25 protein-coding genes and 2 tRNA genes are annotated in these 22,869 nt (G+C 70.8%); 16 read left to right on the forward strand and 11 right to left on the reverse strand.

The window, feature by feature from the left end; all coding sequences use genetic code 11:
• Positions 1–11: 11 nt before the first annotated feature.
• On the forward strand, positions 12–1,772 hold the full coding sequence (gene leuA / locus QZL85_RS03620; RefSeq protein WP_295573699.1) for a 2-isopropylmalate synthase: 1,761 nt from the start codon (positions 12–14) through the stop codon (positions 1,770–1,772).
• 19 nt (positions 1,773–1,791) lie between these two features.
• On the opposite strand, the gene QZL85_RS03625 is transcribed toward leuA, so the two are convergent.
• Positions 1,792–2,478, reverse strand: coding sequence for a trimeric intracellular cation channel family protein (locus QZL85_RS03625; RefSeq protein WP_295573701.1), 687 nt, complete (start codon positions 2,476–2,478; stop codon positions 1,792–1,794).
• Between the two features lie 36 nt (positions 2,479–2,514).
• Here QZL85_RS03625 and recO point away from each other — a divergent pair, with 36 nt between their 5' ends.
• The 5 genes from recO to QZL85_RS03650 all read left to right on the forward strand — a co-directional run bounded on the left by recO (position 2,515) and on the right by QZL85_RS03650 (position 6,454).
• Positions 2,515–3,243, forward strand: a complete 729-nt coding sequence (gene recO, locus QZL85_RS03630) for a DNA repair protein RecO (protein WP_295573703.1) — start codon at positions 2,515–2,517, stop codon at positions 3,241–3,243.
• Positions 3,240–4,043, forward strand: coding sequence for an isoprenyl transferase (locus QZL85_RS03635; protein ID WP_295573705.1), 804 nt, complete (start codon positions 3,240–3,242; stop codon positions 4,041–4,043). Before recO ends, QZL85_RS03635 begins: the two co-directional genes overlap by 4 nt.
• Before the next feature lie 109 nt (positions 4,044–4,152).
• Complete coding sequence (locus QZL85_RS03640; RefSeq protein WP_295573708.1) at positions 4,153–4,761, forward strand: hypothetical protein; 609 nt, start codon at positions 4,153–4,155, stop codon at positions 4,759–4,761.
• 4 nt (positions 4,762–4,765) lie between these two features.
• Entirely contained in the window at positions 4,766–5,716 is a 951-nt protein-coding gene (locus QZL85_RS03645; RefSeq protein ID WP_295573711.1) for a hypothetical protein, read from the forward strand.
• A gap of 45 nt (positions 5,717–5,761) precedes the next feature.
• Positions 5,762–6,454, forward strand: coding sequence for a DsbA family protein (locus tag QZL85_RS03650; protein WP_295573714.1), 693 nt, complete (start codon positions 5,762–5,764; stop codon positions 6,452–6,454).
• 10 nt (positions 6,455–6,464) lie between these two features.
• Here the strand turns inward: QZL85_RS03650 and QZL85_RS03655 are convergent, their stop codons facing one another.
• Positions 6,465–6,968 (reverse strand): glutathione peroxidase, encoded by a 504-nt coding sequence (locus QZL85_RS03655; RefSeq protein WP_295573717.1) that lies wholly within the window; start codon positions 6,966–6,968, stop codon positions 6,465–6,467.
• Positions 6,969–7,031: 63 nt separating this feature from the next.
• Between QZL85_RS03655 and dusB the strand changes: the two genes are divergently transcribed.
• The 5 genes from dusB to QZL85_RS03680 all read left to right on the forward strand — a co-directional run bounded on the left by dusB (position 7,032) and on the right by QZL85_RS03680 (position 12,334).
• Positions 7,032–8,198 (forward strand): tRNA dihydrouridine synthase DusB, encoded by a 1,167-nt coding sequence (gene dusB / locus QZL85_RS03660; protein ID WP_295573719.1) that lies wholly within the window; start codon positions 7,032–7,034, stop codon positions 8,196–8,198.
• On the forward strand, positions 8,188–9,558 hold the full coding sequence (locus QZL85_RS03665; RefSeq protein WP_295573722.1) for a deoxyguanosinetriphosphate triphosphohydrolase: 1,371 nt from the start codon (positions 8,188–8,190) through the stop codon (positions 9,556–9,558). Before dusB ends, QZL85_RS03665 begins: the two co-directional genes overlap by 11 nt.
• Entirely contained in the window at positions 9,558–11,393 is a 1,836-nt protein-coding gene (dnaG, locus tag QZL85_RS03670) for a DNA primase (RefSeq protein WP_295573725.1), read from the forward strand. Before QZL85_RS03665 ends, dnaG begins: the two co-directional genes overlap by 1 nt.
• Before the next feature lie 32 nt (positions 11,394–11,425).
• The gene (locus QZL85_RS03675; protein ID WP_295573727.1) at positions 11,426–12,193 is read left to right on the forward strand and encodes an ATP-binding cassette domain-containing protein; all 768 of its coding nucleotides are present in this window, start codon (positions 11,426–11,428) and stop codon (positions 12,191–12,193) included.
• 65 nt (positions 12,194–12,258) lie between these two features.
• Positions 12,259–12,334: transfer RNA gene (locus tag QZL85_RS03680), tRNA-Asn, on the forward strand.
• Between the two features lie 205 nt (positions 12,335–12,539).
• Here QZL85_RS03680 and QZL85_RS03685 read toward each other — a convergent pair.
• The 3 genes from QZL85_RS03685 to QZL85_RS03695 form a co-directional block, all read right to left on the reverse strand.
• Entirely contained in the window at positions 12,540–12,869 is a 330-nt protein-coding gene (locus tag QZL85_RS03685) for a hypothetical protein (RefSeq protein WP_295573729.1), read from the reverse strand.
• A gap of 38 nt (positions 12,870–12,907) precedes the next feature.
• Entirely contained in the window at positions 12,908–13,858 is a 951-nt protein-coding gene (locus QZL85_RS03690; protein WP_295573730.1) for an NAD(P)-dependent alcohol dehydrogenase, read from the reverse strand.
• A gap of 84 nt (positions 13,859–13,942) precedes the next feature.
• On the reverse strand, positions 13,943–14,257 hold the full coding sequence (locus QZL85_RS03695; RefSeq protein WP_295573732.1) for a hypothetical protein: 315 nt from the start codon (positions 14,255–14,257) through the stop codon (positions 13,943–13,945).
• 323 nt (positions 14,258–14,580) lie between these two features.
• Here QZL85_RS03695 and QZL85_RS03700 point away from each other — a divergent pair, with 323 nt between their 5' ends.
• Complete coding sequence (locus QZL85_RS03700) at positions 14,581–15,423, forward strand: universal stress protein (protein ID WP_295573733.1); 843 nt, start codon at positions 14,581–14,583, stop codon at positions 15,421–15,423.
• 13 nt (positions 15,424–15,436) lie between these two features.
• On the opposite strand, the gene def is transcribed toward QZL85_RS03700, so the two are convergent.
• Positions 15,437–16,003 (reverse strand): peptide deformylase, encoded by a 567-nt coding sequence (def, locus tag QZL85_RS03705; protein WP_295573735.1) that lies wholly within the window; start codon positions 16,001–16,003, stop codon positions 15,437–15,439.
• Positions 16,004–16,061: 58 nt separating this feature from the next.
• Between def and QZL85_RS03710 the strand changes: the two genes are divergently transcribed.
• The 3 genes from QZL85_RS03710 (at position 16,062) to QZL85_RS03720 (ending at position 18,018) form a co-directional block, all read left to right on the forward strand.
• The gene (locus QZL85_RS03710) at positions 16,062–17,132 is read left to right on the forward strand and encodes a DMT family transporter (RefSeq protein ID WP_295573950.1); all 1,071 of its coding nucleotides are present in this window, start codon (positions 16,062–16,064) and stop codon (positions 17,130–17,132) included.
• Positions 17,133–17,173: 41 nt separating this feature from the next.
• Positions 17,174–17,247 (forward strand) — tRNA-Ile (locus QZL85_RS03715).
• 102 nt (positions 17,248–17,349) lie between these two features.
• A complete protein-coding gene (locus QZL85_RS03720; RefSeq protein ID WP_295573737.1) occupies positions 17,350–18,018 on the forward strand; it encodes a VOC family protein in 669 nt (222 codons plus the stop codon).
• Positions 18,019–18,039: 21 nt separating this feature from the next.
• On the opposite strand, the gene QZL85_RS03725 is transcribed toward QZL85_RS03720, so the two are convergent.
• Complete coding sequence (locus tag QZL85_RS03725) at positions 18,040–18,189, reverse strand: hypothetical protein (RefSeq protein ID WP_295573739.1); 150 nt, start codon at positions 18,187–18,189, stop codon at positions 18,040–18,042.
• A 359-nt stretch (positions 18,190–18,548) separates the two neighbouring features.
• Here QZL85_RS03725 and QZL85_RS03730 point away from each other — a divergent pair, with 359 nt between their 5' ends.
• A complete protein-coding gene (locus QZL85_RS03730; protein ID WP_295573741.1) occupies positions 18,549–19,052 on the forward strand; it encodes a DUF3145 domain-containing protein in 504 nt (167 codons plus the stop codon).
• A gap of 208 nt (positions 19,053–19,260) precedes the next feature.
• Here the strand turns inward: QZL85_RS03730 and QZL85_RS03735 are convergent, their stop codons facing one another.
• From QZL85_RS03735 to QZL85_RS03750, 4 genes are all read right to left on the reverse strand, one after another.
• Complete coding sequence (locus tag QZL85_RS03735) at positions 19,261–20,499, reverse strand: beta-ketoacyl synthase (protein WP_295573743.1); 1,239 nt, start codon at positions 20,497–20,499, stop codon at positions 19,261–19,263.
• Positions 20,500–20,550: 51 nt separating this feature from the next.
• Entirely contained in the window at positions 20,551–20,799 is a 249-nt protein-coding gene (locus QZL85_RS03740) for an acyl carrier protein (protein ID WP_028495632.1), read from the reverse strand.
• 73 nt (positions 20,800–20,872) lie between these two features.
• Positions 20,873–21,874, reverse strand: a complete 1,002-nt coding sequence (locus QZL85_RS03745; RefSeq protein ID WP_295573745.1) for a beta-ketoacyl-ACP synthase III — start codon at positions 21,872–21,874, stop codon at positions 20,873–20,875.
• The gene (locus QZL85_RS03750; RefSeq protein ID WP_295573746.1) at positions 21,871–22,794 is read right to left on the reverse strand and encodes an ACP S-malonyltransferase; all 924 of its coding nucleotides are present in this window, start codon (positions 22,792–22,794) and stop codon (positions 21,871–21,873) included. The genes QZL85_RS03745 and QZL85_RS03750 overlap by 4 nt, the downstream gene beginning before the upstream one ends.
• Positions 22,795–22,869: the final 75 nt, after the last annotated feature.

A 22,869-nucleotide genomic window follows, 5' to 3' on the forward strand; every position in this document is an offset into this window, starting at 1 on the left:
GCGACAGCATCATGGAGAACACGCAGCAGCCGTCGGGCATGCCGATCCACAAGTACCGCCCGTACCACGAGCAGATCCGCGTCGATCTGCCCGACCGCACGTGGCCGAACGCCCGTATCGAGAAGGCCCCGCGCTGGTGCGCCGTCGACCTCCGAGACGGCAACCAGGCCCTCATCGACCCGATGAGCCCCGAGCGCAAACGCGTCATGTTCGAGCTCCTCGTGAAGATGGGCTACAAGGAGATCGAGGTCGGGTTCCCCTCGGCGAGCCAGACGGACTTCGACTTCGTCCGCCAGCTCATCGAAGAGGGGCGCATCCCCGACGACGTGACGATCCAGGTGCTGACGCAGTCCCGCGAGCACCTCATCGCCCGCACGTACGAGTCCATCGCGGGCGCCAAGCAGGCGATCGTGCACCTGTACAACTCCACGAGCATCCTGCAGCGCGAGGTCGTGTTCCGCACCGACAAGCAGGGCATCGTCGACATCGCGCTCGAGGGCGCGCGGCTGTGCCGCGAGTTCGAGAAGCGGATCCCGGAGACCAAGGTCTTCTACGAGTACTCCCCGGAGAGCTACACCGGCACCGAACTGGAGTTCGCCGTCGACGTCTGCAACCAGGTGCTGGAGGTGCTCGAGCCCACCCCCGAGCGCAAGGTCATCATCAACCTGCCGGCGACGGTCGAGATGGCGACGCCGAACGTCTACGCCGACTCGATCGAGTGGATGAGCCGTCACCTGGCGCACCGCGAGAACGTCATCCTGTCGCTGCACCCGCACAACGACCGCGGCACGGCGATCGCCGCCGCCGAACTCGGTTACATGGCGGGTGGGGACCGGATCGAGGGCTGCCTGTTCGGCAACGGGGAGCGCACCGGCAACGTCGACATCGTCGCCCTGGGCATCAACCTGCTCACGCAGGGCATCGACCCGCAGATCGACTTCAGCGACATCGACCACGTCAAGCGCACCGCCGAGTACTGCAACCAGCTGCCGGTGCCCGAGCGCAGCCCGTGGGCCGGCGACCTCGTCTTCACGGCGTTCAGCGGGTCGCACCAGGACGCCATCAAGAAGGGCTTCGAGGCCATGGCGTCACGGGCCGCGGACGAAGGCGTCTCCGTCGACGAGATCGAATGGGCCGTCCCGTACCTGCCGATCGACCCGAAGGACCTGGGCCGCTCGTACGAAGCCGTCATCCGGGTGAACTCGCAGTCCGGCAAGGGCGGCGTCGCGTACCTGCTGAAGACCGACCACGCCCTCGACCTGCCGCGGAAGCTCCAGATCGAGTTCTCCGGGGTCGTGCAGGCCAAGACCGACGCCGACGGCGGCGAGGTCTCCAGCGACCAGATCTGGGCGATCTTCACCGACGAGTACCTGCCCGCCCGCGCGGACGAGGACAAGTGGGGACGCTTCGAGCTGCTCTCGACCCGCACCAACAGCGACATGTCGGGCGACGTCACGCTCGAGGTCACGCTGCGTGACGGCGACGAGAGGGTCCCGGCGACCGGGCACGGCAACGGACCCATCGCGGCGTTCCTCTCGATCCTGCACGAGCGCGGCTTCGAGGTGTCGCTCTACGACTACGTCGAGCACACCCTGAGCGCCGGCGGCGACGCCCAGGCCGCCGCGTACGTCGAGCTCAACGTCGACGGCGACCGCCTGTGGGGCGTCGGCATCGACGGCGACATCTCGACCGCGAGCCTCAAGGCGATCGTCTCGTGCGTGAACCGCGCGATCCGCACGCGGGAGCGCTCGGGAGAGCTCGCCTCCGTCTGAGCCGGCGGGCGGTGCCCGGTCAGGACCGGACGATCGGGATGGTCGACGTCTCCACGGCGACCTTCCGGCGGTAGAGCGCGCGCTGCTCGGGCAGGGAGATGTCGAACAGCACCGCGAGCAGACGGATGACGGTCGTCACGATGAGACCGGCGATCGCGGCGGCCAGCAGCGGAGCGCCGAGCGACTTGCTGAGCGCGAGGACGATGCAGCCGCCCGCGGCGGCGACGGCGTAGAGCGACCCGACGTGCATGATCGCGACGGGCAGCCCCATGAACACGTCGCGCAGCACGCTGCCGCCGACCGCGGCGCACACGCCCACGAAGACGGCGGGGACCTCGGGAAGGCCGATCGCGAGCGCCTTGCTCGTGCCGAACGCGCCGAACAGGCCGATCACGACGGCGTCGAGGGCGACGATGACGGCGTTCAGGCGCTGGAAGATGTTCGCGAGGAGCATCCCGAGGAGGGCCGCGCCGACCGCCGTCAGCAGGTACCAGTTGCTCTGCATCGTGGCGAGCTCGACGTTCAGCAGCAGATCGCGGATGAGACCGCCGCCCATGCCCACGACGGTGCCGATGATGACGACGCCCAGGAGATCGAGGCGACGTTGGCCGACGAAGCCGGAGGCGAACAGCGCGCCCTGCACGCCGCCGAGGCCGACGGCGATGAGGTCGGCCCAGAGAGGGATCAGGAAGAGCGGCTCTGTCACGCCTCCATTGTCGTCGCTGGCGGCGATAATCGAGGAGTGCCCACCTACCGCGACGAAGTCGTGGTCCTTCGCACCCACAAACTGGGTGAAGCCGACCGCATCGTGACGATGCTCAGCCGCCGTCACGGCAAGCTGCGCGCCGTCGCGAAGGGTGTGCGCCGCACCTCGTCGCGGTTCGGGGCACGCCTGGAGCCGTTCATGGTCGCCGACGTGCAGCTCTATCAGGGCCGTTCGCTCGACATCATCCAGCAGGCGGAGTCGCTGGGGTCCTACGGGGCGGAGATCGCGGTCCACTACGACCGCTACACCGCCGCGCACGCCATGGTCGAGACCGCGGACCGCCTCAACGAGGCCGAGGCGACGCCGCAGCAGTACCTCCTGCTCGTCGGGGGGCTCCGCTCCCTCGCGCGCGGCGACCATGCCTCGCGTGCCGTACTCGATTCGTACCTGCTCCGCGCCATGGCGCTGTCCGGATGGGCGCCGGGGCTCGAGGACTGCGCGCGCTGCGGCACCGTCGGCCCGCACGAGTGGTTCGTGGCGCAGCTCGGCGGCACGGTCTGCAGCGCATGCGCGCCGGTCGGGTCCGCGCGCCTGCGCCCCGAGACCGGGGATCTGCTGCGCGCCCTCATGGCGGGCGAATGGGATGACGTGGACGCGGCGTCGCCGGGCGCGACCGGCGCGGCATCCGGACTCATCGCCGCGTACGCGCAGTGGCACCTCGAGCGCGGCATCCGCTCGCTCAGTCACATCGAGGCGGTTTCGTGAGTCCCAAGCCGTATACGCACCGCGATGCGGTGCCCTACCGACCGCTCGACTGGACCGGCGTCCATCCGCCCGCGTTCCCCAGGGGCGGGGTGCCGAGCCACATCGCGATCGTGATGGACGGCAACGGACGCTGGGCGAACCGCCGCGGACTCACGCGCATCGAGGGGCACCGCGCGGGGGAGGAGGTGCTGCTCGACGTCGTCGCCGGGGCCATCCAGGCGGGCGTCAAGCACCTCAGCGTGTACGCGTTCTCCACGGAGAACTGGAGCCGCTCGCCCGACGAGGTGCGTTTCCTGATGGGCTACAACCGCGATGTGCTGCACCGGCGCCGCGATCAGCTGAACGAGTGGGGCGTCCGCGTGCGGTGGGCGGGGCGGAAGCCGCGCCTGTGGGGGTCGGTCATCACCGAGCTGCAGTACGCCGAGAAGCTCACGGCGGGCAACGACGTGCTGACCCTGACGATGTGCATCAACTACGGCGGGCGTGTCGAACTCGTCGACGCGATGCGCCGGATCGGCGAGGACATCGCCGCCGGCCGCGTGAAACCGTCCGCGATCACCGAGAAGACGATCCGGCGGAACCTGTACGTCCCGGACATGCCCGACGTCGACCTGTTCGTCCGCTCCAGCGGCGAGCAGCGCACCTCGAACTTCCTGCTCTGGGAGTCGGCCTACGCCGAGATGGTGTTCCTCGACACGCTGTGGCCGGACTTCTCCCGCAGCGAGCTCTGGCATGCCATCCAGCTCTACCTCAGCCGTGACCGCCGCTTCGGCGGGGCGGTCGACGCCCCCACGGCCTGAGCCGTTCGCGAGGCCGTATCCGCAGCGCACGCTGCGGCGTATCATGCAGCCGAGCAGACGCTCTCCGATACAGGGGCGGCGCGCACGCGCCGCGGTCGGGAGGCCTCGGATGTCCGCGCGTCAGCACAGGTCCCGCACGACGGTCATCGTCGCCGCCGCGCTCCTCGCGCTCGGGCTCGCCGCCTGCGCGCCCGCCGAGACGGGGACGGCCGACCCGCCGGTGGAGACGACCGCTCCGGATGACGGCGGCAACGGCGACGGGGAGGTCACGGACGGCCCCGTCGACCCGACGCAGGAGACCCGTCGCTCCGGCCCCTCCGTCGACTTCGGCGGACCGCCGTTCGGCGCGCAGGGCGACCCCGAGGAGATCTCCGCAGGCGTGTGGTGCGTCACCGTCGGCTTCTTCTGGGGCGGCGAGGCCCCGCCGGAGAACGTCACGTTCACGGTCGAGGGGATCGTCTCCGACCCGGAGGACGCGGTCACGGCCGAGCCCGCCGTGTGCGGGTCGGTCGGCGCCACGGAGACCTGCATCGGTTTCGTGATGCAACCCGACACGCCGTTCACGACCTGCAGCATGATCCTCACCGCGACCGCGTCGTACCAGGGGAGCGCCGAGGTGGGCTTCGCCGGGACCCTGGAGTGCACCGAACCGAGCTTCTGCGACGCCGCGATCGAGCGTCAGGCCGACCGCGGCCCACCGATCGTGCTGGGCGGGTGACGGCGTGGTCCGCGTCCGGAGGACGCCCGCCCGGCCGCCCGCGGAGGAGCCGGAGGCCGTCGCGGAGGAGGCACCGACCGGGCTGGGGTTCGAGAAGTGGCTGAGCTTCCTGTCGACCTTCATCGCGCCGGCGACGCTCATCACGGGGCTGCTGTTCTACTTCGGATACGTATCCTCGCGTGCGTTCTTCCTCTATTTCGGCGTCGACGTCGACGTGCTGGGCCTCAGCAACCAGCAGTTCGTCATCCGCAGCCCCGGCGCGCTCTTCATCCCGGTGATGGTGCTTCTGCTGCTCGCGGCGGCCGTCCTCGTCGCGCACCGGATGCTCCGCCGCCGCCTCGCCGTCTCGGCTGAGGCGCGTCGCCGCGTGACCACGGTCCTGGCCGCGGCGGGCGTCCTCCTGCTCATCGTCGGACTCGCCCTCGCCTTCGGCTACGCATTCCTCGCCACGTGGCCGTTCTACGGCTTCGCGACCGCGGCGTGCCTCGCCGTCGGCGCAGGCCTGGCCGCCTATGCGGCCTCCAGCGCCCACCCGCCCCGTGACGCCGCGCGGGCCCGTCCGCTGGTCGTGCTGCTCGTCGCGGTGATGGTCGCCGGCACGTTCTGGGCGACGGCGACGGTCGCAGAATGGTGGGGCCGGGGCCAGGCGCGGACGCAGGCCGCGGACCTGTCCACGCTGCCCGCCGTCGTCCTCGACACGCGGGAGCGGCTGGCTCCGGGCAACCCCGCCATCACGGTCATCGAACTCGAGAAGGAGCGGGACGCGGCGGGGGAGCCGATCGCCGGACAGTTCGCGTACCGCTACCACGGGCTCCGCCTGCTCGTCCGCGGCGAGGACCGCCTCTTCCTCGTCCCCGACCGGTGGTCCCCGAACGCGTCCACGCTCGTCGTGCCTCTCAGCGACGACATCCGGGTGCGGTTCCGGTTCTTCCCTGACGCAGATCCGCCTGATTGACGCGGCGCAGGAATATGTCGGGGTGCAAACGTTGTTCCCCCCGGTATGACGGATGCCATCAAGATCGACGTGTGGAGCGACATCGCCTGCCCCTGGTGCTACATCGGCAAGCGGAACCTGGAGAACGGGCTCGCGCAGATCGCCGCCGACGACGACGCCCCGCAGGTGGAGGTGACCTTCCACTCGTTCGAGCTGTCGCCCGACACACCCGTCGACTTCGACGGCGATGAGGTGGACTTCCTCGCCGGCCACAAGGGGATGCCGCGCGAGCGCGTGCAGGAGATGCTGGAGAACGTGACGGGCGTGGCCGCGCAGGCGGGTCTCGCGTACCGGTTCGACATCCTGAAGCACACGAACACCGTCAAGGCGCACGAGCTGCTGCACTTCGCCAAGTCGCAGGGCGCTCAGCACGCCATGGCCGAACGCCTGATGTCGGCGTACTTCATGGAGGGCCGCCACGTGGGCCGTATCGACGACCTCGTCGATCTCGCCGCGGAGGCCGGTCTCGACGCGGAAGCCGCGCGCGCGGCGCTGGAGTCCGACCGGCACCTGGCCGACGTCCGCGCCGATCAGGCACAGGCGGCCGCGTACGGCATCAACGGCGTGCCGTTCTTCGTGATCGACGGAAAGTACGGCGTCAGCGGCGCGCAGCCGGCGGACGCGTTCGCGCAGATCGCCCGTCAGGTGTGGGCCGAGCGGCAGGATGCCGAGCAGGAGCCCGCCGCGCAGACCGCCTAGCGGCTGCGGGCTACCGCGGGAGGTTCGCCTCGATGGCCGTGACGATCTCCGGGTCGTCCGGCTTCATCTGCGGACGGAAGCGGTGGACGTCGCCGGACGGTGTCACGAGGAACTTCTCGAAGTTCCACTTGACCGGTCCCTTCGAGCCCTGTGCGTTCGGCGCCTTCTTCAGCGCCTTGTAGAGCGGCGCGGCGTGGGAGCCGTTGACGCGGACCTTGTCCATGATCGGGAAGCTCACGCCCCACGTGACGGAGCAGTACTCGAGGATCTCGTCCAGCGAGCCCGGCTCCTGACCCATGAACTGGTTGCAGGGGAACCCGACGACCTGCAGTCCCCGCGCGCCGTAGGTGCGCTGCAGCTGCTCGAGCTGCTCGTACTGGGGCGTCAGCCCGCATTTCGAGGCGACGTTGACGATCAGCAGCAGGCTGTCGTCGTAGTCCGCGAGGGTCTGCGCGGTGCCATCCGCGGTCTCGAAGGGGATGCGGTGGAGGTCCACAGTCTGCGTCACGGTCATGTTCTCCACGATACGGCCGTCCACAAGCGCGCGGGCGGCGCTGCGTCTGGGAGAATGGACAGGATGTCCACGACCCTCGCACCCGCGCCCCCGCTGCGCATCGGGCCCATCGCGCTCGACGCGCCCGTCGTGCTCGCCCCCATGGCGGGGATCACCAACACGGCGTTCCGCCGGCTGTGCCGCGAGTACGGCGCGGGACTCTACGTCAGCGAGATGATCACGACGCGCGCCCTCGTGGAGCGCAACGCCACCACGCTGCGCCTCATCCGGCACCACGAGTCGGAGACGCCGCGATCCATCCAGCTGTACGGCGTCGACCCGACGACGGTCGAGTCCGCGGTCCGCATCCTCGTCGAAGAGGACCACGCCGACCACATCGACCTGAACTTCGGCTGCCCCGTCCCCAAGGTCACCCGCAAGGGCGGAGGGGCGGCGCTGCCCTGGAAGCTCGGGCTCTTCCGCGAGATCGTCACGCGCGCGGCGCGTGCGGCCGGGGACATCCCCCTCACTGTGAAGATGCGCAAGGGCATCGACCCCGACCACCTCACGTACCTGGATGCCGGACGGATCGCCGAGGATGCCGGCATCGCCGCAGTCGCCCTGCACGCCCGCACGGCGTCGGAGTTCTACTCCGGCACGGCCGACTGGGACGCCATCGCGCGGCTCAAGGAGACCGTCACGAGCGTGCCGGTGCTCGGCAACGGCGACATCTGGTCGGCGGAGGACGCGGCCCGCATGATGGCGGAGACCGGGTGCGACGGCGTCGTGGTCGGTCGGGGCTGCCTCGGGCGGCCCTGGCTGTTCGGCGACCTCGCGCGCGCGCTCGGGGGACCGCAGGCCGCGCACGGCGAGCCGGTCGACGCCGATCTCGCGTTCGTCGCGCGGGCTTTCCGCCGTCACGCCGAGCTGCTCGTCGAGTTCTTCGAGGACGAGGGGCGCGGCTGCCGCGACATCCGCAAGCACGTGGCCTGGTACTTCAAGGGCTACCCGGTCGGCGGCGATACGCGCGCACGGCTCGCGACCGTGTCGACCCTCGACGAGATCGACGAGCTCATCGACACCCTCGACCTCACGGCCCCGTACCCGGGTGCCGCGGCCGAAGGCCAGCGGGGACGCGCGGGCACTCCCAAGCGCCCGGCGCTGCCGGACGGCTGGCTGGACTCCCGCGATCTCGGGGCCGACGCCTCCAGCGCCCTCGCCGATGCGGAGCTCGACCACAGTGGCGGTTGACCTCGCGAGCGGCGTGGGCGTCGCGCCGGGACGACCTTCCGGCTACGACGACCACGACGCCGAGCGATTCCACCCCGAACGGCACCGGTCCCAGCGCGACAGCTTCGCGCGCGACCGCGCCCGCGTGCTGCACTCGGCGGCCCTGCGCCGGCTGGCATCCAAGACCCAGGTCCTGAGCCCGGCGAGCCCCGGCGACTTCGCCCGCAACCGCCTGACCCACTCGCTCGAGGTCGCCCAGGTGGGCCGTGAGCTCGCGATCGCCCTCGAACTGTCACCGGACGTCGTGGACACCGCGTGCCTCAGCCACGACATCGGCCACCCGCCCTTCGGCCACAACGGCGAGCGGGCGCTCAACGAGTGGGCCGAGGACATCGGCGGCTTCGAAGGCAACGCGCAGACCCTGCGCATCCTGTCCCGGCTCGAGCCGAAGGTCATCGACGACGACGGGCGCAGCTTCGGGCTGAACCTCACGCGCGCGAGCTTGGACGCGGCCTGCAAGTACCCGTGGACCGCGGACAATCCGGTGCCCGATCCGGGCGGGCGGCTCAAGTTCGGCGTGTACCCCGAGGACGAGGCCGTGTTCCGCTGGCTCCGCGCCGACGCCCCCGGGCGCGTGCGGTGCATCGAAGCGGAGGTCATGGACCTCTCCGACGACATCGCCTACTCGGTGCACGACTTCGAGGATGCGATCCTCAACGACTACCTCGACCCGCGGCGGCTCGATGACCCGCGGGAGCGCGAGGCGCTGCTCACCGCCATCCAGTCGTGGGTCGGCTACGGGTTCACACGCGACGAACTCGCCGACGCGCTCTATCGCATCACCCGACTGCCGGAGTGGTTCACCTCGTTCGACGGCTCCCGAGACGACGTCGCACGGCTGAAGAACCTGACCTCCGATCTCATCGGCCGCTTCGCCCGCGCCGCGACGGCCGCGACCCGCGAGCACTTCACGGCCTCCGTGCTCACCCGCTACCGGGGGCGCGTGATCGTCCCCCGCGTGATCGAGGCGGAGATGGCGGTGCTCAAGGGCATCCTGGGTGCCTTCGTGGTCTCGATCGAGGGGCGGAAGGGTCTCTACAAGGAGCAGCGGCGCGTGCTCAAGCGGCTCGCGTCGGCCCTCCTCGCCCGCCCCGAGCAGCTCGACCTGATGCACGCCGGCGACTTCGTGCGGGCGGGCACGGATGCCGAGCGCACGCGCGTCGTCGTCGACCAGGTCGCGACGCTCACCGACCGGTTCGCGATCGAATGGCACACGCGGCTCGTGGGTCCCGTCGACCTGCGCGAACTCGGCCTGTGGTCCTCCGGCACCGTCGTCCCCTCCCATGCGTTCGCGCTTCCCGAACCGCTCGAGGGGCTCTGATGGCGCGCATCCGGCAGGCCGACGTCGACGAGGTGAAATCCCGCACGAACATCGGCGACATCGTGGGCGAGCGCGTCGCCCTCAAGTCCGCCGGCGTCGGCTCGCTGAAGGGGCTCTGCCCGTTCCACGACGAGCGCAGCCCGAGCTTCCACGTCCGGCCGCAGGTCGGCTACTACCACTGCTTCGGCTGCGGCGAGTCGGGCGACGTCTACTCGTTCCTGCGGGCGATGGACCACCTCTCCTTCACGGAGGCCGTCGAGCGGCTCGCCGCGCGCATCGGCTACCAGCTGCACTACGAAGACGGGCAGGCGGCGCCGGAGACGAGCGGGCGCACCCGCCTGTACCAGGCCAACTCCGCCGCCGCGGAGTGGTTCCGCTCGCAGCTGTCGACCCCCGAGGCCGACGCGGGGCGCCGGTTCCTGGGCGAGCGGGGCTTCGATGCCGGCGCCGCGGCGCACTTCGGGGTCGGTTACGCGCCCAAGGGCTGGAACTCCCTCCGCGACGCCATGCGCGCGCAGGGATACACCGACGAGGAGCTCGCGACGGCGGGGCTCGTCTCGCAGGGCCAGCGCGGTGTCTACGACCGCTTCCGCGGGCGCGTCGTGTGGCCGATCCGCGACGTCACGGGGCAGACCATCGGCTTCGGCGCGCGGCGTCTCTACGAGGACGACCAGGGTCCGAAGTACCTCAACACCCCCGAGACGCCGATCTACAAGAAGGCGCAGGTGCTGTACGGGCTCGACCTCGCCAAGCGCGACATCTCCCGTCAGCACCGGGTCGTCGTGGTCGAGGGCTACACCGACGTCATGGCCTGTCACCTCGCCGGCATCACGACGGCCATCGCCTCCTGCGGCACGGCCTTCGGCTCCGACCACATCACGGTGCTCCGCCGCGTGATGGGCGATGACTCCGTCGGCGGCGAGGTGATCTTCACGTTCGATCCGGATGCCGCCGGGCAGAAGGCCGCGCTGCGCGCGTTCGGCGACGAGAAGCGCTTCGCTGCGCAGACGTACGTCGCCGTTGCGCCCGGTGGCCTCGACCCCTGCGATCTGCGCCTGAACCGCGGTGACGGCGCCGTCCGCTCGCTCATCGAGACCAAGGCCCCCATGTTCGAGTTCGTCATGGACCAGCGCCTCACCGGCTTCGACCTGGCGACCGTGGAGGGCCGGGTCGGCGCGCTGCGTTCGGCGGCGCCGATCGTCGCCGACATCCGCGACCCGGCGCTTCGCCCCGGGTACACCCGCGTCCTGGCCCGCAAGCTCGGGATGGATCTGTCCGAGGTCGCTCCCGCCGTGGAACGCGCCGCCCGCGCCGCACGGTCGGGCGAGACGGCACCGGCCGCCGCCGCGCCCGTGGGGGAGACGACGCGGGTCACGCTGGTCTCGCTGCCCCGCACATCGGATGTCGCCATCGAGCGCGACGCGCTGATGGGCATCCTCCAGTACGGGCACCTCCTGGACGCCGCCGAAGTGGATGCCGCGCTGACGCTGCCGATGTCGCATCCCGCGCTCGACGCAGTGCGGCAGGCCATCGTCGCGCAGGCCGACCGCAGCCGCATCGGCTGGGCGTCGACGGCGGCCGAGTCGGCCCGGGAGCCGTTCCGCTCCCTCGCCGTCGAGCTGCTCACCGCCGACTTCCCGGCCCTCACCGAGGCCGAGGCGACGGCATCCACGCTGTCGCTCTGCCGCCGGCTGCGCCTGCGCGCCGTGGACCGGGAGAAGCACGAGATGATCGGCGCCATCCAGCGGGTGCCGGCCGACTCCGAGGAGGGCCGCACCGTGCGGGTCGCGCTCCGTGAGCTCGACGCGCGCCGCCGGGCCCTGTCCGACGAGTAGCGTCTCCCGCGTCGCCGGGGCAGGATGAGGGGATGTCTCCGCGCTCCGAAACCGACGTGTCCGTCCGGTGCGTGGACCTCTCGATCGCTCGGGGCAGGCGGGGACCGCGCGTCGTGGACGGCGTGTCGTTCACGCTGGCGCGCGGGGCAGCCCTGGCCGTCATGGGTCCCGCGGGTGCCGGAAAGTCGAGTCTCGCCGCGGTCCTGGCCGGCGCGGACACCGACGCCACGATCGTCGGAGGATCGGCGCTGGTGGAGGGGATCCCGGCCCGTGCGCGCGGACGCCGTCGGCGCGTGCTCACCTACGTCACGGGCTGGCTCGGTCAGGGGGTCGGCGCAGATCTGAACCCCCGGCTCACGATCTCGGACATCATCGCCGAGCCGATCACGAGCCGCGACCGGCGGGTAAACCGCCGCGCTCTGGCCATCCGCGTCGCCGGGCTCCTCGACGAGCTCCAGCTGCCTCTCGGGGCCGCCGCGAAGTACCCGTACGAGCTGAGTGCGGGGATGCGGCAGCGCGTCGCGCTCGCGCGGGCCCTCGTCCTCGAACCGCGGCTGCTGGTGGGGGACGATCCGTTCGCCAACCTCGATCCCGAGGTCCGCGTGACCGTGCGCGATGCCCTGCAGCGTCGGCGGCGGGAGTCGGGCATGTCGCTGCTGCTCGTCACCAACGAGGAGGAGGTCATCCGGCACTTCGCGGCCGCCGTGCTGGTGCTCCGCGACGGTCACCCGGTGGGGTATGGGGCGGGCCTGGATGACGTGCTGTGGACGCCGGATGAGGACACGCGGTTGGCCCCCTGACGTCACGAGCACCCCTGCGGCTTTGCTACGATAGTCGGGTTGCCCACCGCAAGATGGGCGGCTGATCCTCGGTAGCTCAATTGGCAGAGCAATCGGCTGTTAACCGATAGGTTCTTGGTTCGAGTCCAAGCCGGGGAGCCACTAGGCGCCTGAACTCCCTTGACGAATCAAGGGAGTTTCGTCTTTCCCGGGGCCGCCGCCGCACCGCTCCGGCCTTGGCCCGACCTCCCAGGCTCGAGAAATCAGATCGAGCATGAGAAACCGGTACTCGCGTGGTTTCTCATGCCGGATGTGGTTTCTCGCGGCCGGCTGCTCGCTCACGCCCGCGTTCAGGCCCGCGCTGCGTTCAGCGCGGGCTGTCCGGGAGACGGAGCGGATCGGCGGGCAGCGCGTCGCCGATCTCCGACGCGGCCTCCGGATCCACGAACGGGTGCGTGGGCCGGCTTCGCCCGAGCTCCGCATCCGAGTAGCCGTCCGCGGCGTACAGCTCGGCGCTTCCTCTGACGGGCGGTGCAGGCCGGGCCAGGAGCGAGATCGCGACGAGCGCGAAACCGGGAATCACGGGCACCACCCAGACGGGGAGCTCCCACTGCAGGATCGTCATGGTCATCAGCAGGGCGAACATCCCGACCACGATGCTCGCGATCGCGACGCGCCTCCACCGAATGCCCGACATGCTTCACGGTAACGCCGCACCCGTGCGCCGGTCCAGGCTCACGGGACGACGATCACCTTGCCGAGTGCGCGGCCGGCGCCCACGTGCGCGAGCGCCTGCGGCGTCTCGCCCAGCGGGAACGTGCGATCGATGTGGATGCGGAGGTCCCCTGCCGCGCACAGTTCCGCGACCGGCGTGAAATGCGTCGGCCCCGCCTGCACGACGAGCATGCCGAGATGGCGACCGGTGAGCGCACCTGCGGCGGCGCCGACGGTGAGGATGCGCAGGAGCGATCGGACGGTGCCCCCGACGCAGAGGTACCGGCCACCCGGCGCCAACGCTCGCCGGTACGCGAACACCGACTGGTGCGCCACGAGGTCGAGGATGAGGTCGTAGGGCTCCCGGCGCGTGAAGTCCTCGGTGCGGTAGTCGACGACGTCATCCGCGCCGATCTGCCGGAGGAAGTCGAGCTTGCCGGCATTGTCGACACCGGTCACGTGCGCGCCGGCGCGCTTCGCGATCTGGATCGCCAGCGATCCGCTCCCGCCTCCCGCGCCGTTGATCGCGACCCGCATTCCGGCGCCGGCCCCCGCCATCCCCTGGTACGCGATCGCGCCCGCTTGGGGGAGGGCCGCGGCCTGCTCGAAGGTGAGCCCGGCCGGCTTGAGCGCCAGGGCACGCTCCGGCACGACCGCGTACTCGGCGAAGCCGCCCATCAGGGCGAGATTGTCGCCGTAGACCTCGTCGCCCTCGTGGAAGCGCGTGACATCCTTCCCGACCGCGGTGACGCGGCCGGCGATGTCGGAGCCCAGGACGCGATTCTTCGGGCGACGGAGGCCGCCGATGCGGGCGTAGGCGGGTGATCCGGTCAGACACTCCCAGTCGGACAGGTTGATCGAGGTGGCCGCGACCTCGACGAGAACCTGGCTCGGACCGGGAGCCGGAACCGGGACATCGTCGAGTCGCAGGACGTCCGGGGGTCCGTAGCGGTCGTAGACGACCGCCCTCATCGGGGCGTCGTGCGGGGGCCGGTCATGGGGCCAGTGTAGGGGCGGCCGCGTCGGCGCATCCGCGCCCCGCCTGCCGTCGAGACCTCAGACCGTGAGCGCCCCGGCGAGGCTCAACAGCGCGCGGATCGCGTCGTCCTGGATGAGGTGCGACGTGGCGCCGTGACCGGTCGACTCCGGCGCGGTGGCCACCCACTCGACGTGCGCGGCGCCGGTCAGGACGAGATGGGTCCCCGGAACGCGCTTGCGGGTCTGCGTGGTGCGTGACACGACGTCGCCGAGATAGGCGTCGCCCAGGAAGACACGGAAGCTGTTCTCATCCATGCGCGGTGCCAGGCCGACCGTGACGCTGCCGGCGGCGTCGGCGGTGCGTCGGATGGTCCTGGCGATCAGGTCGGTCATGCGTCTACTCCCTGGCGGCGCGTGCAAGCCGGCGACAGCCGCAAGCACGGTCCCCACTGTGCTTCGTGCGGTCGTCACGAGGCGGCCCCAGCCGCCTACAGATGAAGAGTCTGCCAGATATCGGATTCGTACGTGACCATTTGGCGGGTACACTGGCAGTCGGGAATCCCGCGTCATCTGCGCGGATCCCGAACGAAGGCCAGGGCTTCCACCCCTGGCCTTCACCCTTCCCCCGGCGCCTCCGTTTCTCACGGCCGACCCCACGGCGAAGACTCCGCCCGAGGGCTATCGTGTGGGGCAAGCGGATCCCAATGGAGGGCACCATGGCTGAGATGATCGTCGTCGGCGTGACCGGAGCTCCCGTCTCGCCCCGCGCTGTGGACTGGGCCGTCGCCCGCGCGGCCGAGAACCGCCAGCGCGTCGAACTGGTCGCCGTCGTGGGCGGGGCGATGGGCACCGTCGGCGAAGCGGATGTCGTCATCGACGCGCGTGCCGCGGCGCAGAAGATGCTGGATCTCGAGGCGGACCGCGTGCGCGGGCGCGGCGTGGAGATCACGACCCGCGTCGACAACGGCAACCCGGTCGCGAAGCTCATCGACGCGTCGGCATCGGCGGATCTCCTCGTCATCGGCAGTGACTACACCGGTCCGGGATCCGGTCCCGCGCGCGGCATGCACGGTATCCGCATCGCCGCGGGCGCCGCCTGCCCGGTCGTCGTCGTCCCGGACATCGACCTGGGCGCCCGGTCGGGCATCGTGGTGGGCGTGGACGGTTCGGAGGTGTCCGAACGGGCGATCCGCTTCGCGGCGGCCGAAGCCGACCGCCTCGGCGAACCCCTCACCGCGTGCGCGGTGTGGACGCCGCTTCAGGCGCCGCGCAACGGTCTCGCGGTCTATCCGGAGCTGTACCTCACGAACATGCAGGCGGCGACCGAGGAGATCCTCGCCCTGTCGATCGCGGGGATCGCGGAGGACTACCCCGATGTGCAGGTCGTCCGGCGCGTCGAACGCGGGTATCCGTCGCACGTCCTCAACGAACTCGCGGCATCCGCGCGGCTCACGGTCGTCGGCACGCACGGCCGGGGCGCGATCGCGCGCTTCCTGCTCGGCTCCATCAGCCAGGAGGTGCTCGCCCGGCTGGCGACCGTCACGGCCGTCGTGCGCTGAGTCGGCGCGGCTGCTACGCGTCGATGTCGTCGACGCCGGGCTGCCAGCTGCTCCCGGGACGGCCCCAGCCCCGCTTGCGCGCGATCTTCTGCACCGTCTTCCAGTCCGCATCGTCGAGCCGGTCGATGTAGAGGATGCCGTTCAGATGGTCGAACTCGTGCTGCATGATGCGCGCACGCCATCCGGTGACGTGGATCTCGACGGGTGCGCCTTCCAGGTCCGTGCCGGTCACCCGGACCTCGTCGGAGCGCCGCAGCGGGAAACGCTCGCCCGGAAACGAGAGACATCCCTCCGACTCGTCGTCGTCGTCGGGTGTGCCCGGCTCCGGCGGCGTCATCCACAGGACGGGATCGAGGATGACGCCCCGCCACGGCTCGCCGTCGTCGTCGGGGTAGGAGTACGTGTAGATGCGGAGACCGACACCCACCTGGGGCGCGGCGAGGCCGACGCCGGGGGCGGCATCCATCGTCTCGAACATGTCGGCGACGAGGGTGCGGATCTCATCGGTCACCTCGCCCACGGGGGAGGCAATGGAGTGCAGGACGGGATCGCCCATGATGCGAATCGGGAGAACAGCCACGTCCTTGAGCCTATCGAGCCGCGCGGGCCGTTAGTGTCGAGGGGTGGAAGCCCTGGCCATGCCGCTCGACGACATCGCCGACCAGGTGGTGGGCGTCTTCCGTGATCCCGCAATCCTGATCGGCATCCCGCTCGCCCTGCTCGGCGCGGTCTTCATGTCGTTCGGCGCGCAGTACCAGCATCGCGGCGTCCAGAAGGTCGAAGCGCTGAGCCACGTCGACGGCGGCGGGGGACTCACCGGCGGACAGCTTCTGCGTCTGCTGACGAGGCCGTCCTGGGTCGCCGGCACCGTGATGCTCGGGTTGGCGATCGTGTGCCAGCTCGCGGCCCTGTCCTTCGCTCCGCTGATCCTCGTGCAGCCGGTCGGGGCGATCTCGCTCGTCATCACGACGCTGCTCAACGCGCGCATCAGCGGACACCGCCCCACGAAGCGCTCGCTCACGGCGATCGCGCTGTGCGTCGGCGGCATCTTCGTCTTCATCACGATCGCGGCCCTCTTCGCGACCGAGACGCGTGTGCTGGACAGCCAGCTCATCACGATCCTCCTCATCCTCGGCGCCGTCACGATCGTGCTGACCGGCTTGTGGCTCTGGCTGCGCAAGCGCATCGCCGCGCTCTTCTACATCGTCGCGGCGGGCATCATGTACGGCTTCGTCGCGACGCTCGCCAAGGTCGTCATCAGCCGGATCCAGACCGGCGACTTCGAGTGGCTGACGCTCGTCTGCCTCGCGGCGCTGCTCGCCGGAACGGCCATCGGCGCGTACTTCGTCCAGACCGCCTACGCGTCCGGGCCGCCCGACCTCGTGATCGCCGGGCTCACCGTCATCGACCCGATCGTCGCCATCCTCATCGGCCTGATCGTCCTCCGCGAGGCCGTGAACGCACCGCTGTGGGCCTACGTCGGCTTCGCGATCGCCGGGGCGATGGCGGTCGCAGGGGTCTTCCAGCTGGCTCGGCACCATCCTCAGGTGGTCAGCGACAGCCAGGAGATCCCGATCCAGCGGGGGAGCGAGACCGTCGACGGCCCGTCCCCGCGCACCGGTTCCATCCGGATCACCGAGGCGGTGTCGAAGGTGTGGCCCGACCCGCCCGTCGACGACGAGCGGCCGCTCGGCCCGCACCGGCACTGAGCCGGGCGCGCCGCGGCGCTCCGGTAGGCTCTCTGTCGCAGGGGGCGGTGGCCAAGCTGGTCAAGGCAGCGGGCTCATAACCCGACGATCGTGGGTTCAAGTCCCACCCGCCCTACAGATGGCGACATTCCCCGCGTCGCACGCCCCGGGTACCGTGGAGTCCTCGCGAGGCCCTCGCTCGTCACCGGCGTGGACTCGGACAGCGAAGGAGCTCCTCATGGGCGAACCCACCGACGACTCGACTCCGATCTCGGCGGCCGCGTTCCACCGGTCTCCGGGCGTCTCCGATTGGCGCGTCACGGGCACCGGCCCGCAGGCCGTCTTCACCGCGAGCTCGCTCGCCCAGGCGGCGGGCCTCGTCGCCCCGGTCGTCGCCGCGGCCGAGGAGTTCGGCATCCTGCCGGACATCGACGTGCGACCCGAGGGGGTCGTCGTGCGGATCCCCGCTCCGGAGGGGATCCCTGCGTCCGCGGGGCCCTTCGCCGCGGCAGTGTCGCGGGCGGCCGCCGCGCTGCGGCTGACGCCCGATCCCTCGTCGGCGCAGTCGGTCGGCATCTACGTCGCCCAGCACTCGCAGGCGGACGCGCGACCGTTCTTCCTGGCGGCGCTCGGCTATGAGGCGCTCGGCGACACGGATGCCGTCGATCCGCTGCGCTGCGGGCCGCAGCTCGCGTTCAATCCGATCACCGGCGATGCGCCGGCACGTGGGCGGACACATCTCGACGTCTTCGTGCCGGCCGACCAGGCCCGAGCGCGCGTGGATGCCGCGATCGCGGCCGGGGGCCGGCTCGCCGATGACTCCTACGCGCCCGCCTGGTGGTCGCTCGCCTCACCCGACAACCACGGCGTGGACATCGCGTCCTGGACCGACACCTACGAAGGGTAGGGGCCTCCCGCGCTGCGCGCGTCAGTTTCCGCCGAGGACATGCGCGGGGAGGTCATGCTGACGCGTGGGCCGCGGCCCCTCGGCCGCCCACGGCTTCCGCCACTCCGGTGCCGGGAAGGGCTCCTCGAAGGAGAGCGTCTCGCGGGCGACCTTCTCGCCGCGGAACTCCATGATCTTGACGTAGTGGAGCGGGTCGCCGCCGTCGTAGCTGAGCAGCCCCTCCGCGATCCAGAGGTCGCCCGAGCCCCTGATCTCCTTGGGCTGGAAGTCGAGCGTCGTACTCCATAGCTCGACCCTTCCAGGGAGCGCCAGTGATCCCTCGATCTTCGGCGATCTGGGCGTCCCAGGCCATGCCCCACGCTGCCACGGCGCATCTCGTCCGGCGCCGCGGCGCGGTCCCCGAAACGCGCCGAATGACAGGGTTGTGATTCGCGCGGCCCGTGGGGGATAATGGCCCCACAACCGCATACACCGCCGCACTCCGGCACTCAGGTCGTAGGGGAAGACGCACCTGATGAAACGGAGACGAAATGGCGACACCACAGGCGCGCGGAGTGATCTTCATCCACTCCGCGCCACGCGCGCTGTGCCCCCACCTCGAGTGGGCGGTCGGACGCGCGCTGGGGCGTGCGGTGAACTTCGACTGGGCCGACCAGCCGGTACTCGCCGGCAGTCGGCGCGCGGAGTTCTACTGGGAGGGACCGGCCGGCACCGGCGCGTCCCTCGCGACCGCGATCCGCGGCTGGGAGCATCTCCGCTTCGAAGTGACGGAGGACCCGACGCCGCGCAGCGACGGCGGTCGCTGGCTGCACACGCCGGGTCTCGGCATCCACTTCGCGCAGACCGACACGGCCGGCAATGTCGTCATCGGCGAGGACCGGCTGCGGTACGCGATGGAGATCGCCGCGGGTGACGCGTTCGAACTCCAGCGCGAGCTGCACGTCGCGCTCGGCGCCGCGTGGGACGACGAGCTCGAGCCCTTCCGGCACGCGAGCGACGACGCACCCGTCGTCTGGCTCCACAAGGTCGGCTGAACCACGGGGTCGGCTGAACCACAAGGTCGGCTGAGACGCCCCTCCGCTTCGCGACACTCCACAACTGAAGACTTCAGACGGCGCGAGGCGCCAGTACCGGGCTCGGTCGACGGGTGTCCCGGGATCCGGGACCGCGTTCCGCACCGTCTGACATGAAGAACGCCCCCGGATGGCTTCCCGGGGGCGTTCTTGTTCGTCGGGATGCGGGTCAGACCGACGCGAACGCGGCGACGGCGTTGTGCCCGCCGAACCCGAACGAGTTGCTGATCGCCAGCTGCTGACCGGAGCCCAACGGCGTCGGCTCGCCGGAGAGGCGGAACGGGACGGCGGGGTCCTGCTCGGTGAGGTTGATCGTCGGCGGTGCGAGACGCTCCTGCAGGGCCATGATCGTGAAGATCGCCTCGAGTGCGCCCGTGCCGCCGAGCAGGTGACCCGTGGAGGCCTTCGTCGCCGACACCGGGATGTCGTCGATGCGATCGCCGAACACGGTCTTCAGCGCCACGTACTCGTTCGGGTCGCCCACCGGCGTCGAGGTCGCGTGCGCGTTGATGTGCGTGACGTCGTCCGGAGAGGCGTCGGCCATCTCGAGGGCGAGCCGCACGGCACGTGCGGCACCGGTGCCCTCGGGATCGTTGGCCGTGATGTGGTACGAGTCCGCGGTGACGCCACCGCCGACGACGGCGGCGTAGATCTTCGCCCCGCGGGCCTTGGCGTGCTCCTCGGTCTCGAGGATGAGGACGGCGGCACCCTCGCCCATGACGAAGCCGTCACGGTCGATGCTCGCGGGACGGGAGGCCGTCGCGGGGTCGTCGTTGCGGCGCGAGAGCGCCTGCATGGAGGAGAAGGATGCGATCGTCACCGGGTGGATGACGGACTCCGTGCCACCGGCGATCACGACATCCGCGAGGCCGTCGCGGAGGTGCTCGATCGCGTTGACGATCGACTCCGTGCTCGATGCGCACGCGCTCGCCACGGTGCGGGCGTACGCCCGCGCCCCGAAGTGCAGGGACAGGTTGCCGGCGGCGGCGTTCGGCATGAGCATCGGGACGGTCATCGGCAGCACGCGCCGGGGTCCCTTCTCCCGCAGCGTGTCCCAGGCGTCCAGCAGGGTCCACAGACCCCCGATGCCGGTCGCGAAGTCGACACCCAGACGGTCCGGGTCGACCTCGGGTGCACCGGCATCAGCCCAGGCCTCCTGCGCGGCGACGAGCGCGAACTGCGAGGACGGGTCCAGGCGCTTCGCGACGGGGCGCTCCAGCACGGTGTCGGGGCGGACGAGTGCCTGCGCCGCGAACGTGACGGGCAGGTTGTACTGCTCGACCCAGTCGTATTCGAGCGTGCGGGCGCCGGATGCGCCGGCCAGCAGCGCCGACCAGCTCTCCGGTGCGGTGCCGCCGATGGGCGACGAGGCGCCGATGCCGGTGACGACGATTCGGGGAATGCTCATGGTCTCCTCGGGATGCTCCGGTGGGGGCTCACGCCCCCACCGGTGTCGGGGCTACGCCTGGTTCGACGTGATGAACGTGACAGCGTCGCCGACGGTCTTGAGGTTCTTGACCTCTTCGTCGGGGATGGTGACGCCGAACTTCTCCTCGGCGTTGACGACGATCGTCATCATCGAGATGGAGTCGATGTCGAGGTCATCGGTGAAGGACTTCTCCAGCGCGACCTCGTCGGCCGAGATGCCGGTCTCGTCGGTGATGAGCTCGGCAAGCCCTGCGAGGACCTCGTCGTTCGTGAATGCCATGGTTTCTCCTTGTTCGGTGGCGGTCGCGGGCCCGGCCGGGCCGCTGTTCAGTTTAGGTGTGGGGTGCGCGCGGTCAGGGGAGGACGACGACCTGGGCGCCGAAGACGAGCCCGGCGCCGAAGCCGATCTGCAGGGCCAGCCCGCCGCTGAGCTCGGGGTGCTCTTCGAGGAGCCGGTGCGTGGCGAGGGGGATCGAGGCGGCCGAGGTGTTGCCGGTCGTCTCGATGTCGCGGCCGATCACGACCGACTCGGGCAGCTTCAGCTGCTTGGCGAACTCGTCGATGATGCGCATGTTGGCCTGGTGCGGCACGAAGGCGGCGAGGTCGCCGGGCTCGACGCCGGCCTCCTCGAGCGCCTTGCGGGCGACCTTGACCATCTCCCAGACGGCCCAGCGGAACACCGTCGGGCCCTCCTGGCGGAGCGTCGGCCACGGCGCCTGCCCGTCGCGGAATTCGACGAGCGTGTGGTTCATGCCGACCGCGTCGGCCTTCGAGCCGTCCGAGCCCCACACCGTGGGGCCGATCCCCGGGAAGTCGCTCGGCCCGATCACGACGGCGCCGGCGCCGTCGCCCAGCAGGAACGAGATCGAGCGATCGGTCGGGTCGACGATGTCGCTGAGCTTCTCCGCGCCGATGACGACGGCGTAGTGCGCGGCGCCCGCGCGGATCAGAGCGTCGGCCTGCGCGACGGCATACGCGAACCCCGCGCAGGCGGCGTTCACGTCGTACGCGGCGGCGGGGTTGGCACCGATGCGATCGGCGACGATCGCCGACACCGACGGGGTCTGCTTCGGGTTGGACACGGTCGCCACGATGACGGCGTCGATCTGGTCGGCCGGGATGCCGGCGCGCTCGACGGCCTCGGCCGCGGCGTCCGCCGCGAGGTCGATCGCGCTCGTGCCCGCGACGGCGCGCGAGCGGGTGATGATGCCGGTGCGCTGACGGATCCACTCATCGCTGGAGTCGATGGGTCCGATGAGGTCGTCGTTGGGAACCGCGTTCTCACCACGTGCGGCGCCGTACGAGTAGATGCGCGTGTACGCGGGTCCGGTCGCCTGGTTGAGCGTGACGGTCATGCGGCGTCTCCTGTCAGCAGGGCGGTCGCGGCCGCGAGGTCGTCGGGGGTCTTCACCGCGACCGACGGTACGCCGCGGAGCGCCCGCTTGGCGAGCCCGGTGAGGGTGCCGGCGGGCGTGAGTTCGATGATGCCGGTGACCCCGTGCTCGGCGAAGGATGCCATGCAGAGGTCCCACCGGACAGGGTTGGCGACCTGCCCGACCAGAAGGTCGAGCGCCGCGGCGCCGTCGTCCACGACGGTGCCGTCGCGGTTGGTCCACAGGGTCGTGCTGGGCGCGGAGACGGCGACGCCGTCGGCGGCGGAGCGCAGGCGCTCGACGGCGGGGAGCATGAACCGGGTGTGGAAGGCGCCTGCCACCTGCAGCGGGATGACGCGGGTGCCGGCGACCGGCTCGGCCGCCAGCGCCGCGAGAGGCTCGAGCGCCCCCGCGGCGACGACCTGGCCGGCCCCGTTGTAGTTGGCGGGGGTGAGGTCGAGTTCCGCGAGCCGCGCGAGCACGGCATCCTGGTCCCCGCCGATCACGGCGCTCATGCCGGTCTTCTCGACGGCCGCGGCTTCGGCCATGGCACGGCCGCGCTCACCCACGAGGCGCATGCCGTCCTCCGCGGAGACGACGCCCGCGGCGATCAGCGCGGCCACCTCGCCGACGGAGTGGCCGGCGACGCCGCCCGGACGGGCCGCGCCCGCCCGATCCGTGAGGGCCGACCAGGCCAGGACGCTGGCCGCGACGATGAGCGGCTGGGCGATGGCGGTGTCGCGGATCGTGTCGGCATCCGATGTGGTGCCGTGTGCGACGAGATCGACACCGGACGACGCGGAGAAGGCATCGAGGCGCTCACGCGCACCGTCGAGTTCGAGCCAAGGAGCGAGGAACCCGGGGGTCTGGGAGCCCTGTCCGGGGCAGACGACGACAATCACTCCACCATCCTCCCAAGAACACGACGGCCCCGACTGGCGAAGGGGTCACAAGAAACGCCGAATCCTTTGTGCGCG

The sequence above is a fragment of the uncultured Microbacterium sp. genome (assembly GCF_900078385.1).
Lineage (GTDB): Bacteria > Actinomycetota > Actinomycetes > Actinomycetales > Microbacteriaceae > Microbacterium.